Origin of the sequence: Nocardioides sp. (genome assembly GCF_041393715.1) — a bacterium.
In the GTDB taxonomy this organism is placed as follows: domain Bacteria; phylum Actinomycetota; class Actinomycetes; order Propionibacteriales; family Nocardioidaceae; genus Nocardioides.
Window position 1 is genome coordinate 1 of sequence record NZ_JAWKJQ010000015.1, and the last position, 13,334, is coordinate 13,334.

Annotated in this window: 11 protein-coding genes and 2 pseudogenes; 10 read left to right on the forward strand and 3 right to left on the reverse strand. The window is 73.8% G+C overall.

Going from position 1 to position 13,334, the window contains the following annotated elements; all coding sequences use genetic code 11:
- The coding region (locus tag R2740_RS17765; protein ID WP_371304031.1) for a hypothetical protein at nucleotides 1-457 on the reverse strand (457 nt) is incomplete at its 3' end.
- Between the two features lie 44 nt (nucleotides 458-501).
- Here R2740_RS17765 and R2740_RS17770 point away from each other — a divergent pair.
- On the forward strand, nucleotides 502-1,971 hold the full coding sequence (locus tag R2740_RS17770; RefSeq protein ID WP_371304032.1) for an amidohydrolase: 1,470 nt from the start codon (nucleotides 502-504) through the stop codon (nucleotides 1,969-1,971).
- An 11-nt stretch (nucleotides 1,972-1,982) separates the two neighbouring features.
- On the opposite strand, the gene R2740_RS17775 is transcribed toward R2740_RS17770, so the two are convergent.
- Entirely contained in the window at nucleotides 1,983-3,176 is a 1,194-nt protein-coding gene (locus R2740_RS17775) for a PucR family transcriptional regulator (protein WP_371304033.1), read from the reverse strand.
- A 90-nt stretch (nucleotides 3,177-3,266) separates the two neighbouring features.
- On the opposite strand from R2740_RS17775, the gene R2740_RS17780 reads away from it, so the two are divergent.
- The 7 genes and pseudogenes from R2740_RS17780 (at nucleotide 3,267) to R2740_RS17810 (ending at nucleotide 11,527) form a co-directional block, all read left to right on the forward strand.
- Nucleotides 3,267-4,391 carry a flavin reductase family protein gene (locus R2740_RS17780; RefSeq protein ID WP_371304034.1) on the forward strand — a complete coding sequence of 375 codons (1,125 nt, stop codon included), beginning with the start codon at nucleotides 3,267-3,269 and terminating at the stop codon, nucleotides 4,389-4,391.
- A gap of 60 nt (nucleotides 4,392-4,451) precedes the next feature.
- A complete protein-coding gene (locus R2740_RS17785) occupies nucleotides 4,452-5,723 on the forward strand; it encodes a fatty acid desaturase (protein ID WP_371304035.1) in 1,272 nt (423 codons plus the stop codon).
- A gap of 127 nt (nucleotides 5,724-5,850) precedes the next feature.
- A pseudogene (locus R2740_RS17790) lies at nucleotides 5,851-6,330 on the forward strand (aldehyde dehydrogenase family protein); the annotation flags it as partial.
- A gap of 158 nt (nucleotides 6,331-6,488) precedes the next feature.
- A complete protein-coding gene (locus R2740_RS17795) occupies nucleotides 6,489-7,361 on the forward strand; it encodes an aldehyde dehydrogenase family protein (protein ID WP_371304071.1) in 873 nt (290 codons plus the stop codon).
- Between the two features lie 13 nt (nucleotides 7,362-7,374).
- Nucleotides 7,375-8,541, forward strand: coding sequence for an NAD(P)/FAD-dependent oxidoreductase (locus tag R2740_RS17800; protein ID WP_371304036.1), 1,167 nt, complete (start codon nucleotides 7,375-7,377; stop codon nucleotides 8,539-8,541).
- Nucleotides 8,542-8,562: 21 nt separating this feature from the next.
- Complete coding sequence (locus tag R2740_RS17805; RefSeq protein ID WP_371304037.1) at nucleotides 8,563-9,999, forward strand: aspartate aminotransferase family protein; 1,437 nt, start codon at nucleotides 8,563-8,565, stop codon at nucleotides 9,997-9,999.
- A gap of 94 nt (nucleotides 10,000-10,093) precedes the next feature.
- A complete protein-coding gene (locus tag R2740_RS17810; RefSeq protein WP_371304038.1) occupies nucleotides 10,094-11,527 on the forward strand; it encodes an aspartate aminotransferase family protein in 1,434 nt (477 codons plus the stop codon).
- Between the two features lie 31 nt (nucleotides 11,528-11,558).
- Here R2740_RS17810 and R2740_RS17815 read toward each other — a convergent pair whose 3' ends face one another.
- Nucleotides 11,559-12,080, reverse strand: coding sequence for a hypothetical protein (locus R2740_RS17815; RefSeq protein WP_371304039.1), 522 nt, complete (start codon nucleotides 12,078-12,080; stop codon nucleotides 11,559-11,561).
- Between R2740_RS17815 and R2740_RS17820 the strand changes: the two are divergent.
- A pseudogene (locus R2740_RS17820) lies at nucleotides 11,977-12,405 on the forward strand (putative T7SS-secreted protein); the annotation flags it as partial. The gene R2740_RS17815 and the pseudogene R2740_RS17820 sit on opposite strands and share 104 nt — an antisense overlap.
- Before the next feature lie 379 nt (nucleotides 12,406-12,784).
- Nucleotides 12,785-13,288: a hypothetical protein gene (locus tag R2740_RS17825; RefSeq protein ID WP_371304040.1), complete on the forward strand. Its 504-nt coding sequence runs from the start codon at nucleotides 12,785-12,787 to the stop codon at nucleotides 13,286-13,288.
- Nucleotides 13,289-13,334 lie beyond the last annotated feature (46 nt).

A 13,334-nucleotide genomic window follows, 5' to 3' on the forward strand; every position in this document is an offset into this window, starting at 1 on the left:
TCTGGTCGACCACCCGGAAGTCGCTGATGCCGGTCGCGGACTGCAGGTCGCTGATCCGCAGTGAGATCTGCTGCTCGGGGGTCCGGGTCTGGCTGCCCACCAGCTCCACCCGCACCGAGTAGGTGTCGGGTGGGTTGCCGGGGAGCGTCCAGCGCGCCTCGCCCGGGTTGGTGTTGGTGCGCACCCAGCCGACCGGCACCGGGAAGGTGACCGCGAACGGCCCCCCGCCCAGGGTGTCCTTGTGGGTGTCGAATGGCGCCCGCAGCGGGCCCGGCTCCTCCGGGTCGTCGAGCACCTCGATCGGCGGGGTGTAGGGGTACGCCGGCCCGCTGGCCACCATCGGCTTGGGCGTCCCGGCCGCGGCGGGAGGCCGGTCGAGCAGGGTCCCCAGACCGAAGCCGGCTCCCGCGCCGACGACGATGAGCAGGAGCATCGCCCCGAGTCCCCGCCAGGTCACCAGGGCAGGATAGTCGCGCCGATGCCGGGGACTACCGTGTGCCCATGTCGAGCTTCCTGCTGCGCCGCGCGCGGGTGGTGGAGATCGACCCCGGGACCCGTCACGGCCCCGACCCGGTCGACGTGCGCGTCCAGGACGAGCGGATCATCGAGGTCGACCACGACCTGGACCGGCCGGCCGGCGTCCCGGAGTTCGACGCCGACGGGCGCTGGCTGATCCCGGGGCTCTGGGACCAGCACGTCCATCTGGCCCAGTGGGCCGCCACCGCCGAGCGGCTCGACCTCGGCGAGGCGTCCTCGGTCAGCGACGCGCTCGCCACCGTCGCGGCCGCGCTGCGCGGGGGCGCGCCTCGGTGGGTGGTCGGCTGGGGGCATCGCTCGGTCCCGTGGGAGCCGCAGCCGACCGTGGCCGTGCTGGATGCGGTCGCCGGTCCCCGGCCGGTCGTGCTGATCTCCGGCGACGGTCATCACGCCTGGCTCAGCACCGCCGCCCTCGACGCCCTCGGGCTCCCGCGGCGCGACGGCATGGTCGCCGAGAACGAGTGGTTCGACGCCTATCAGCGGCTCTCCGCCGTGGCCGCCCCCGAGCCGGACGGCCTGGTCCGCGCGCAGCGGGCGGCGGCGGCCCGCGGCGTGGTCGGCCTGGTCGACCTGGAGTTCGGGATGACGCCGGAGGACTGGGCGGCCCGGCTCCCCGGTCCGCTGCGGCTGCGCGCGTCGACGTACCCCGAGACGCTGGAGCAGTACGCCGGCCTGCGCACCGGCGACCCCATCCCGGGCGCGCCGGCGCGGATGACGATGGGTCCGCCCAAGATCATCTCCGACGGGTCGCTCAACACCAGGACCGCGTGGTGCTGCGACACCTACCTCGACGCACCGGTCCTCGGAGCGCCCAACTACGACCTCGCCGACCTTCGCTCGCTGATGACCCGAGCCGCCGAGCAGGGCCTCGAGGTGGCCACCCACGCCATCGGCGACCGCGCCGTCGCCGAGGTGCTGGCCGCCTATGCCGAGACCGGCGCGCAGGGCTCGATCGAGCACGCGCAGCTGGCGCGTCGCGAGGACCTGCCCGTGCTCGCCCGGCTCGGGCTGCGCGCCAGCGTGCAGCCCGCCCACCTCGTCGACGACCGCGACGTGACCGACCGCTGCTGGGGTGACCGGGCCGACCGGGCCTACATGTTCCGCTCCATGCTCGACGCGGGGATCGAGCTCGCGCTGGGCTCCGACGCCCCGGTCGCCCGCCTCGACCCGTGGCTGGCGATCGCAGTCGCGGTCCACCGCAGCGTCGACGACCGCGCCGCCTGGCAGCCCCAGGAGTCGATCGAGGTGCGTGAGGCGCTGGCCGCCTCCGTCGACGGCCGCGGGACGGTGCGCGCCGGCGAGCCGGCCGACCTGGCGCTGCTCGACGCCGACCCGCTGGCGCCCGGCGACTCGGTGGACCAGGCCGCCGCGTTGCGAGCCATGCGGGTGGCCGCGACCTGGGTGGCCGGTGAGCTGGTGCACGCGGCGTTCTGAGTCGCTCGGCCTCAGCCGCTCGTCGCGCCGAGCGCCACGGTGAGGTCGAGCACCGTCGCCGGGTCGTCGAGCCGGTCGCCGTAGAGCTCGCGCAGCTGGCCCATCCGGTAGCGCACCGTCTGCGGGTGCACGAACAGCTCCGCGGCGACCTCCTCCCGCCGGCCGTGGTGCAGCAGCCAGGAGCGCAGCGTGGCCTCGAGCTTCTCCCGGGCCGCGGGCTTGAGGTCGGCCAGCGGCGCGAGCGCCCGCTCGCGCAGGTCGGCGAGCGCCTCCGGGTCGGCGGTGAGCACCAGGACGGCGAGGTGACGGTCGGTGTCGACGGCCTCGGCGCCGCCGCCGAGGGACACCGCCCGCAGCGCTCGGCGATAGGACCGGTGCACCTCCAGCCACGGCGTGGCCGGACCGACGACGGCGTGCCGACCCGCGAGCTCGCGCACCAGCTTGGTACGCCGGCCGCCCGCCGCGTCCGGCACCAGCAGCACCGCCGTCCCGGAGTCGACCAGGTCGGGCGCCTCGCCCACGACCAGGGCGGAGGGCGTGGCCACGGCCAGCGCGGAGCGCACCTGGGCCTCGGGCAGCAGCACGACGGTCAGGCTGCGCGGGGGCGACCACTCCGCAGCCTCCGCCGCCACGGCGAGCGCCTCGGGGCCGTCGCCGCGCAGCAGCGCCAGCGCCAGCAGCTCCCGGGACCGCTCGCGCCGGCGTCCGGTCGACTCGACCTGGTCGGCGTGGCCGGCGACGCTGGCCGCGGACAGCTCGTCGATGTAGGCGAAGACCAGCTCGGCGAACGCGGCGACGGTGGCCGCCGGCACCCGGTGGGCCACCAGCGCGGCCGACAGCTCGCGCCACGAGACCCGGGCGCCGACCCGGTAGGCCGCGAGCAGCGCGTCGGCGCTGCGCCCCTGCCGGGCCTCGCCGCGGCCGAGCGCATAGGCGCCCTCGAGCGCGGGCGTGAGCGGCGTGCCGCCACGCCCCATCCGGCCGCTGGAGGCGAGCTTGAGGAAGCCGGCGAGGGCCACCTGCACCGCCTGGGCGATGGTCTTGCCCATCGGGCCGCCGAACGGGCCGGCGTAGGCGGGCACCTCCTCCATGATCGCCGCGATGGTGTGCGTCGCGACGTCGGGGAGCCGGGTCTGCAGGTCGGCGATCGCGGCGGCGTCGAGCGTGAGGGACGGTGCGGTGTCGGAAATCGCCACAGTTCCCATCTTCTTTGTTCGCTGCGAACAAATCAAGGGGGTCAGATTCACATGGAGCGGTCATGTCTTCACCCCCTTCAGCCAGGGACCATAGAGACCATGAGCGCCCCCGCCGCGACCGCCCCCCCGTCGCGACCCGAGCGCGCCTGGAGCCGCCGCGCGGTCAGGCTCGCCGAGGCAGCCACCACCCCCCTGCTGCCCGCCGACTACCTCGACCTCTTCGCCCCGCTCCGACCCGGCGCCGCCCTCCGCGGCCGCATCGTCGAGGTGATCCCCGAGACGGCCGATGCGGCGACCCTGGTCATCAAGCCGGGCAGCGACTGGGCCGGTCACCTGCCGGGACAGTACGTCCGCGTCGGCGTCGACGTCGACGGCGTGCGTCAGTGGCGGGCCTACTCCCTGACCCACGGGCCCCGCCGCGACGGCTTCCTCTCGATCACGGTCAAGGCCGTGCCCGACGGGGTGGTCAGCGGCTACCTCGTGCGCGAGGCCAAGCCGGGCACGCTGGTCCACCTCGAGCAGGCGGCCGGCGAGTTCGTGCTGCCCCCCGAGTGCGGCTCGTTCCTGATGGTGACCGCGGGCTCCGGCATCACCCCCGTGATCGGGATGCTCCGCAACCTCTTCCCCTCCACGGACCAGGGCGTGCTGCGGCCGGCCCGCTCCGCGGCCTTCGACATCGTCGTCCTCCACGTCGCGCCCAGCGAGCCCGACTCGATCTTCCTGCGCGACCTGCGGGCGCTCGACGCCGCCGGGGCGATCCGCCTGGTCGCGAGGTACGACGACGTGCACGGCGTGCTCGACGTCGACGCGCTGGCCGAGCTGGTGCCCGACCTGGCCGAGCGGACGACGTACGCCTGCGGGCCGGGCGGGCTCCTCGAGGCGCTCGAGGCCCACCACGACGCCGCCGGCCTGACCCTCCAGACCGAGCAGTTCCGGGTCTCCCGGGTCGCCGTCGGCGAGGGTGGCAGCGTCACCTTCGCGCAGGCCGGCACCACCGTGGAGGCCGACGGCGCCACCCCGATCCTCGACGCCGCCGAGGCTGCCGGCGTCCTGATGCCGAGCGGCTGCCGGATGGGCGTCTGCTTCGGCTGCGTCCTGCCGCTGACCGAGGGCGCGGTCCGCGACCTCCGCAACGGCGAGATCACCACCGCCGCTCCCGGCGACGACGTCACCGTCCAGACCTGCATCAACGCGGCCGCCGGGCCGTGCGAGTTCGACCACTAGCCCGACCCCGACGCGTCCCACCACAGACCTGACCACCCCGCCGCCAGCGAGGAGCCCCCCATGACCGTGATCCAGAAGAAGGCCGACAACCCGATCGCCCACCTCACCAAGGAGGACATCGAAGAGCTCGGCCGGGAGCTGGACGCCATCCGGCAGTCCGTGCTCGACACCCGCGGTGCCGACGACGCGGCCTACATCCGCAAGGTCATCGCCACCCAGCGCTACCTCGAGCTGGGCTCCCGCGCGGTGCTGCTGTTCTCGATCTTCCCGCCCGCCTGGATCGTGGGCACCGCCGGCCTCGGCATCGCCAAGATCCTCGAGAACATGGAGATCGGCCACAACGTCCTGCACGGCCAGTGGGACTGGATGCGCGACCCGAAGATCCACTCCACCACCTGGGAGTGGGACAACGCCACGCCGGCCGAGCAGTGGAAGCACAGCCACAACGAGCTGCACCACACCTACACCAACGTCATCGGCAAGGACAACGACCTCGGCTACGGCATCATGCGCGTCGACGAGGACCAGCCGTGGTCGCCGGCCAGCCTGGGTCAGCCGTTCTACAACTTCGTCAACATGATGTTCTTCGAGTACGGCATCGCGGCCTACGACCTCGAGCTGCGCGGCGCGATCAAGTCCGGCCGCACCAAGGACCCGGTGTTCAAGCGCAACGCGTCCAACGTGCTCAAGAAGATCCGCCGCCAGGCCACCAAGGACTACGTCGTCCACCCGCTGCTGTCGCTGCCGACCGGGTCGTTCTTCACCACCCTGGCCGCCAACGCCGTCGCCAACGTCATCCGCAACGTCTGGTCCCACTCGGTGATCATGTGCGGCCACTTCCCCGAGGGCGTCGAGACCTTCGAGAGGCGCTCGATCGAGGGCGAGACCAAGGCCGAGTGGTACGTCCGCCAGATGCTCGGCTCGGCCAACATCTCCGGCTCCAAGCTGATGCACATCATGACCGGCAACCTGTCGCACCAGATCGAGCACCACCTGTTCCCCGACCTGCCGTCCAACCGCTACGCCGAGGTGGCGCCGCAGGTCCAGGCGCTCTTCGAGAAGTACGGCCTCACCTACTGCGCCCGCCCGCTGGTGCCGCAGGTCTACTCCGCGTGGCACAAGGTCTTCCGGCTCTCGCTGCCCAACGGCTGGCTGGAGACCACCACGGTCAAGAACATCCCGTCGCAGATGAAGCTGCTCTACGGCATGGTCAAGGGCGGCCCCCGGGTCCGCCGCGCCGCCCAGGCCCGGATGGTCCAGCAGGCCCGCAAGGCGCGCCAGGCCAAGGCCGCTGCCGAGGCTCCCGTGGCCGAGGAGCGCGCCGCCGCCTGAGCGCGGGTTCTGCGCCTCCGAGGAGCAGAAACGCTGTTTTCCGCGCCGAAAACTGCACGTTCGCTCCTCGGAGGAGAAAACCCCACCCGGGTGGTGAGCCGGGGGCCCCAGCGTCGAGACTGACGCCATGGCTCTCCACGACACCCTCCTCTCCCGTGCCCGCGCCGCGCTGACCGCCTGTGGGGCGCGGGTCCCCGACGGTGACGGCTGGTCGGCGCGCTCGCCGATCGACGGGCTGCCGCTCTTCGACGTCGGAGCCGGCAAGCCCGCCGACGTCGACGCCGCGATCGAGGCCGCCCACACGGCGTACCTCTCCTGGCGGACCACCCCCGCGCCGCAGCGCGGGGCGCTGGTCAAGCGGTTCGGCCGGCTCTTGGAGGAGCACCACGAGCACCTCGCCGACCTGGTGACCATCGAGGTCGGCAAGATCCGCTCCGAGGCGTGGGGCGAGGTCCAGGAGATGGTCGACATCTGCGAGTTCGCCGTCGGCCTGTCCCGCCAGCTCGAGGGCCGGACGATGCCCAGCGAGCGGCCGGGCCACCGGCTGATGGAGACCTGGCACCCGGCCGGCGTCGTCGCGGTGATCTCGGCGTTCAACTTCCCGGCGGCCGTCTGGTCGTGGAACACCGCGCTCGCGCTGGTCTGCGGCGACAGCGTGATCTGGAAGCTCCTCGGAGCTGACGCCGCTCACCTCGCTGGCGTACGGCGCTGCTCGGGCGCGCCATCAAGGAGACCGGCGCCCCGGCCGGGCTGCACCAGCTGCTGCTGGTCGACCGCGAGGCGGCGGGTGCCCTGCTCGACGACCGCCGGGTGGCCGTGGTGTCGGCGACCGGCTCGGAGCGGATGGGCGCCGAGGTCGCGCCGCGGGTGGCGGCGCGCTTCGGACGCAGCATCCTGGAGCTGGGCGGCAACAACGCCGCCGTGGTGGCGCCGTCGGCCGATCTCGACCTGGCCCTGCGCGGCATCGTCTTCGCCGCCGCCGGCACCGCCGGCCAGCGCTGCACCTCGATGCGCCGGGTGATCGCGCACCGCAGCGTCGCCGACGAGCTCGTCGAGCGGATCGCCGCGGCCTACGCCGGCCTGCCGGTGGGCGACCCGTTCGACGCCGCCACGCTGGTCGGTCCGCTGGTCAACGAGGCCGCCTTCGAGCGGATGCAGGCCGCGATCGCCGAGGCCCAGGAGGCGGGCGGCGAGCTCGTCGCGGGCGGCGACCGGGTGGAGGTGGCCGGGCCCGAGTCCTTCTACGTCCGACCGGCGGTGATGCGGATGCCGGCGCAGGCCGAGATCGTCCGCCAGGAGACCTTCGCGCCGCTGCTCTACGTGCTGACCTACGACTACCTCGACGAGGCGCTGATGCTGCACAACGACGTGCCCCAGGGGCTGTCCTCGTCGATCTTCACCCTCGACCAGCGCGAGGCCGAGACGTTCATGTCGGCGGCCGGCTCCGACTGCGGCATCGTCAACGTCAACATCGGCACCTCCGGCGCCGAGATCGGCGGCGCCTTCGGCGGGGAGAAGAACACCGGCGGCGGCCGGGAGTCCGGCTCCGACGCCTGGCGGGGCTACATGCGGCGCGCCACCAACACCGTGAACTACTCCGACGAGCTGCCGCTCGCCCAGGGCGTGAACTTCGGATGAGCCGGACGCCTCGATGAGCTTGCCCGCCCAGGCCGAGGTGGTGGTCGTCGGGGGCGGCGTGATGGGCGCGTCGATCGCGTTCCACCTCGCCGAGGCCGGCGTACCCGACGTGCTGTTGGTCGAGCGCGACACCCTCGCGAGCGGCTCCACCTCCCGCTCGGCCGGCGGGGTGCGGGCGCAGTTCACCGACGCGGTCAACATCCGGCTGGGCGCACGGAGCCTGACGGCCTTCGAGGGGTACGCCGACCGGCCGGGCGGCGAGATCGACCTGCACCAGGTCGGCTACCTGTTCCTGCACACCGACGCCGCCTCCTGGGAGGCCGCGCAGGTGGCGGTCGAGCTGCAGCGGTCGCTGGGCGTGCCGACGCGGGCGCTGACCGCCGGTGAGGCGGCCGCGCTGCACCCGGGCGTCGTGGTCGACGACGTCGTGGGCGCGACCTTCCACCCGCGCGACGGCTACTGCAGCCCCGAGAACGTCGTGCACGGCTATGCCCGCGCCGCCCGCGCTCACGGCGCCACCGTGGTGACCGGCGTCGAGGTGACCGGGGTCGAGGTGGCCGACGGCGAGATCGGTGCGGTCGTCACGACGCAGGGCGTGGTCCGCACCGGCACGGTGGTCTGCGCGGCCGGCCCCTGGTCGGCCGCGCTCGGGGAGTGGGCGGGAGTCTCGCTGCCCGTCGAGCCGCTGCGCCGGCAGATCCTGGTGACCGAACCGCTGCCGGCGTCGCTGGTCGAGCGGTTCCCGGCGACCAGCCCGATGACGATCGACGCGGCCACGACGTTCTACCTGCACCGCGAGGGGCCGGGCCTGCTCGTCGGGATGTCCTATGCCGCCGAGACGCCCGGCTTCCACCCCGGCGTCAGCGACGCCTGGCTGCCCGACCTGATGACCGCGATGGAGCGGCGGGCGCCCGCGCTGCTCGACGTCGGCCTCGCGCACCGGTGGGCCGGCTACTACGAGGTCACCCCCGACCACAACGCGCTGATCGGGGAGGCGCCGGAGGCGTCCCGGTTCCTCTACGCCACCGGCTTCTCCGGCCACGGGTTCCTGCAGGGGCCGGCGGTCGGCGAGGTGGTGCGCGACCTCTACCTGCGCCGCGAGCCACCCGTCGACGTCTCGTCGCTGTCGGCCGACCGGTTCGCCCGCGGCGCCGTCGTCCACGAGCACCACCTCGTCTGATCCGTTGGAGGGAGTCCGGCCATGACCGACGTACGACCGGGGCTGGACGTGCCGCCCGACCTGCTCGACCTCGACCCCGAGGAGCTGCGCCGGCTCGGCCACTGGGTGGTCGACCGGACCGTCGAGCACCTGGCCACCCTGCGCGAGCGGCCGGCGGATCACCGAGCGGTCGTACGCCGACCTGTCGGCGCTGCTGGGCGGCCCGCCGCCGCGCGGACCGGCCGACCCGGAGGAGGGCTGCGGCTGCTCGCCGACGTGGCCCTGGAGGCCCAGCAGCACGGCGACCACCCGCGCTACTTCGCCCGGGTGCCCGGCCCGTCGTCGCCGGTCGCGATCCTGGGGGAGTGGCTGGCCGTCGGCATGCAGGCGATCGCCTCGTCGTGGGGCGGCGGCTCGGGCACCGCCACCCTGGAGCTGGTGGTGCTCGACTGGCTGCGCGACGCGCTCGGCCTGGCGCCCTCGGCCGAGGGGATCCTGCTCACCGGCGGCTCGCTGGCCAACACGACGGCGCTGCTGGTGGCGCGCGCCGAGTCGCCGCCCGGGGTGCTCTATCTCTCCGACCAGACGCACTCCTCGATCCGCCGCGGCGCGGTGGTGACGGGGTGGCCGGCGGCCGACGTACGCGTGCTGCCGACCGACGCGTCGTGCCGGCTCGCGCCGTCGGTGCTGGCCGCTGCCGTCGCGGAGGATGTCGCGGCCGGCCGTCGCCCTGCGTGCGTCGTCGCGACCGTCGGCACCACCAACACCGGCGCGGTCGACGACGTGGTCGGCCTGGCCTCGGTGGCGCGGGAGCACGGGCTGTGGCTGCACGTCGACGGCGCGTACGGCGGCCCGGCGGCGCTGACCGCCGACCGGGGCGGGCTGCGGGGGCTCGAGCTCGCCGACTCGTTCGTGCTCGACCCGCACAAGTGGCTCTTTCAGCCCTACGACCTGGCCTGCCTGTGGGTGGCCCGGCCGGGGGCGCTGCACCGCACCTTCGCGATGCACCCGGAGTACCTCGCCGACGCGCAGAAGGGCGGCCCGTCGGGGGCGGGGGCGGACGCGGACGCGGGGGCGGGGGCGCGCGAGGTCGACCTGCACAACCGGGGGCTGGAGCTCACCCGGCACAGCCGGGCCGCGAAGCTGTGGCTGACGCTGCGGACCTATGGCCTGGACGCGCTGGCCGCCGCGGTGTCCCGGGGGGTCTCGCTGGCCGAGGCGGCGGAGGGGTTGGTGCGTGAGGCCGGGTTGGAGGTGGTGACGCCGGCGAGCCTCGGCGTGCTGACCTTCGCCGTGTCGGGGCTCGACGACGGCGGCCACCGGGCGCTGGCGGCGCGGGTCACCGCCGACGGGTACGCCGCCCTCAGCAGCACCGTCGTCGCCGGCCGCCCCGTGCTCCGGCTCTGCACGATCAACCCGCGCACCACCGTCGAGGACCTCGCGGGCACCGTGGCGGCGGTGCGCCGGGTGGCGGTGTGATGTGCTCCTCCGAGGAGCGAATTCGCTGATTTCGGGGCGAAATCAGCGATCTCGCTCCTCGGAGGCGCAAACCCCCGCCCCCTAGGGTGACCGCATGACCCCCGAGGAGTTCCGGCAGGCGGCGCACGAGCTGGTCGACTGGATCGCCGACTACCGCGCGAGCGTCGCCGACCGGCCGGTGCTGGCGCAGGTGGCGCCGGGCCAGGTGGCGGCCGGCATCGCGCCGCACGCGCCGGAGTCGCCCGAGCCCTGGAGCGAGGTGCTCGCCGACCTCGACCGGGTCGTCGTACCCGGAGTCACGCAGGTGCAGCACCCCGGCTTCTTCGGCTGGTTCCCGTCCAACGCCTCCCTCGCGTCGGTGCTCGGCGATCTGGCCTCCTCGGGGATCGGCGCGCTCGGCATCACCTGGCAGTCCGCGCCGGCGCTGACCGAGGTCGAGCAGGTCGTCACCGAGTGGCTGCGCGAGCTCACCGGCCTCTCCGACGCGTGGATCGGCGCCATCCACGACACCGCGTCGACGGCCTGCCTGGTCGCGATGCTGGCGGCCCGCGAGCGCGCCACGTCGTACGCCGAGGCGCGCGGCGGCCTGCAGGCGGAGGCGCAGCCGCTGGTCGTCTACACCACGGCCCACGCCCACTCCTCGGTGCCCAAGGCGGTGCTGCTGGCCGGCTTCGGCGGCGACAACCTGCGCTACATCGACGTCGACGGGACCTACGCGATGCGCCCCGACGCGCTCGCCGCCGCGATGGCCGAGGACGTCGCCGCCGGCCGGCGCCCGGCCGCCGTGGTCGCCGCCGTCGGCACCACCGGCACCACCGCCGTCGACCCGGTGCGCGAGATCGTCTCCGTCGCCCAGCAGCACGGCGCCTGGGTGCACGTCGACGCCGCGATGGCGGGCTCGGCGCTGCTGCTGCCCGAGTGCCGGTGGATGGTCGACGGCGTCGAGGGCGCCGACTCCCTCGGCTGGAACCCGCACAAGTGGCTTGGCACCATCCTCGACTGCTCGCTGCTCTATGTCCGCGACGTCGAGCACCTGGTGCGGGTGATGTCGACCAACCCGTCGTACCTCCGCTCGAGCGTCGACGACGACGTCGTGCAGTACAAGGATCTCGGCATCCCGCTCGGCCGCCGGTTCCGGGCGCTCAAGCTGTGGTTCCACCTGCGGCTCGACGGCGTGGAGGCGATCCGGGCCCGGCTGCGCCGCGACCTGGCCAACGCCCAGTGGCTGGCCGCCGAGGTCGAGGCCGCCCCCGACTGGCGGGTGCTCGCGCCGGTCACGCTGCAGACCGTGTGCGTGCGTCACGAGCCCATCGGCGACGACGGCGCACCCCTCGACGGCGAAGCCCTCGACCGGCACACGCTGGCCTGGGTGGAGCGGGTCAACGCCTCCGGCCGCGCCTTCGTCACCCCCTCGGTCCTCGACGGCCGCTGGATGGTGCGGGTCTCCATCGGCGCCGAGCCCACCGAGCGCGCCGACGTGGCGGCCCTCTGGGAGCTGATGCGGGCGTCGGCCGCGGGCGGGGGCTGATGAAGCAACCACGCCAGCACCCCACCGGTACTCACGTGGTTGAGATGCCGCGCAGGTGGGTAGAACGCTGGCCATGAGCTTCGAGGTCGTCATCGAGAACCTGCGCGCCGCGGCGGACACGCTGCGCACCACGACCGATCCGATGGCCGACTACGAGCTCGGCGTGACCAAGCTCGACGCCGACACGATGGGCCACATCGAGCTGGCGGCGTGGCTGGAGGCCGTGGTCGAGCAGTGCGACAACGCCGGTCAGGCACTCCGCGACGGTGCGGTCACGCTGGCCGAGACGCTGGAGGCGACCGCGGCCGACTTCGAGCGGACCGACGAGCAGCAGGCCCAGCAGTACACCTTCCCGTCGCTGCTGCCTGCCCGGGCAGCACGCCGACCCCGCCCGTCTACGGCCCGCCGGCGCCCTCGACCACCCCGACGCCCACCACCGGAGGCACCCCGTGACCCTGCCCGCGGCGAAGGAGCTCGGCCAGACGAAGGTCGCCAGCGAGCTCATCCACGGCAAGCCGGCGTCCATCGACGCCGCGGCCGAGGTGATGAGCAAGGAGGCGACCGTGATCGAGGATCGCCACCAGACGCTGAAGGACCTGCGCATCGACGGCTGGACCGGCTATGCCGCCGATTCCTACGAGACCTCGATGGACTCCGAGCTGAAGAAGTGGGTGGTCTACGCCGACCTGCTCACCACCGCCAACGGCGCGCTCACGACGTACGCCGGCGCGTTGCGGACCGCCCAGCAGCGGGCCGCCGACGCGATCGCGAAGTGGGACGAGGGTGAGGCCGAGACCACGCGCGCCCACGACCAGTGGCAGCGGGCGGTGCAGGCCTACGAGCAGGACCAGCAGATGTGCTACGCGCCGTCCACGACGCCGGTGATCCGCCCGGGCGACCCCGGGCCATTCGTCGACACCGGCGCCGCTGCGCCAGGAGGCCCAGGAGATCCTGCGCGACGCACGCGAGACACTCGACTCCGCCGGCGCCGATGCGGTCCGCACGCTGGGCGGGCTGCCCGGCAGCAAGACCGAGGGCTCCAGCGGCTGGTGGGGGGCCGAGGGGTCGGCGAGCGGCCCGGAGTTCAGCTGGAAGTTCTGGAGCGACACCTTCGGCAAGAACCCCGCCGAGGGCTCCGACGGCAAGTACTCCGACGAGCACGAGGACGACTTCCACATCACCCTCGGCAAGGTCGAGGGCTCCGCCTGGGGCTACAAGGCCGACGGCAGCTGGGAGGACTACTGGGGCCCGGTCAAGATGAACGCCGACGGCAGCTTCACCTTCCTCGGCGCCGACGGGTCCGCCGAGGCGACCCTCGACAAGGAGGGCCTGCGGATCAACGCCGACGGCAGCCTGGTGGTGGTGGGCGTCGACGGCGAGGTCAAGGGCGAGTGGGGCTACCTCGAGGGCTCGCTGGCCGGCAACGCGATGGTCGGCGCCGACGGCAGTGGCCACGTCGTCGTCGGCACCGAGGGGGTGCACGCGGGGGGCGAGCTGTTCGCGGGGGCGAAGGCAGAAGCCACCGCCGCGGCCGACTTCTCCGGCGTCGGCGGTCAGGTGACGGGGGAGGTCTGGGCCGGCGCCGGCATCGCCGGCGATCTCGACCTCGGCTACGACGACGGCAAGATCACCATCGGTGGCTCGGGCGGCATCGCCTGGGGCGTGGGTGGCAAGATCGGTGGGTCGGTGACGATCGACGTCCCCGAGGTGATCGACGGCCTCGGTGACGCGGTGAGCGCCATCGGCGGGTGGTTCCACTAGTGAGCCGACCGCCGACCATGCCGACCCGCCAGCCGACCTCCGAGGA

Bases quoted from the DNA above. Each gene is read 5' to 3' on its own strand.
- R2740_RS17770 (WP_371304032.1), top strand. From the start codon at position 502: ATGTCGAGCTTCCTGCTGCGCCGCGCGCGGGTGGTGGAGATCGACCCC.
- R2740_RS17775 (WP_371304033.1), bottom strand. From the start codon at position 3,176: ATGGGAACTGTGGCGATTTCCGACACCGCACCGTCCCTCACGCTCGAC.
- R2740_RS17780 (WP_371304034.1), top strand. From the start codon at position 3,267: ATGAGCGCCCCCGCCGCGACCGCCCCCCCGTCGCGACCCGAGCGCGCC.
- R2740_RS17785 (WP_371304035.1), top strand. From the start codon at position 4,452: ATGACCGTGATCCAGAAGAAGGCCGACAACCCGATCGCCCACCTCACC.
- R2740_RS17800 (WP_371304036.1), top strand. From the start codon at position 7,375: ATGAGCTTGCCCGCCCAGGCCGAGGTGGTGGTCGTCGGGGGCGGCGTG.
- R2740_RS17805 (WP_371304037.1), top strand. From the start codon at position 8,563: ATGACCGACGTACGACCGGGGCTGGACGTGCCGCCCGACCTGCTCGAC.
- R2740_RS17810 (WP_371304038.1), top strand. From the start codon at position 10,094: ATGACCCCCGAGGAGTTCCGGCAGGCGGCGCACGAGCTGGTCGACTGG.
- R2740_RS17825 (WP_371304040.1), top strand. From the start codon at position 12,785: ATGAACGCCGACGGCAGCTTCACCTTCCTCGGCGCCGACGGGTCCGCC.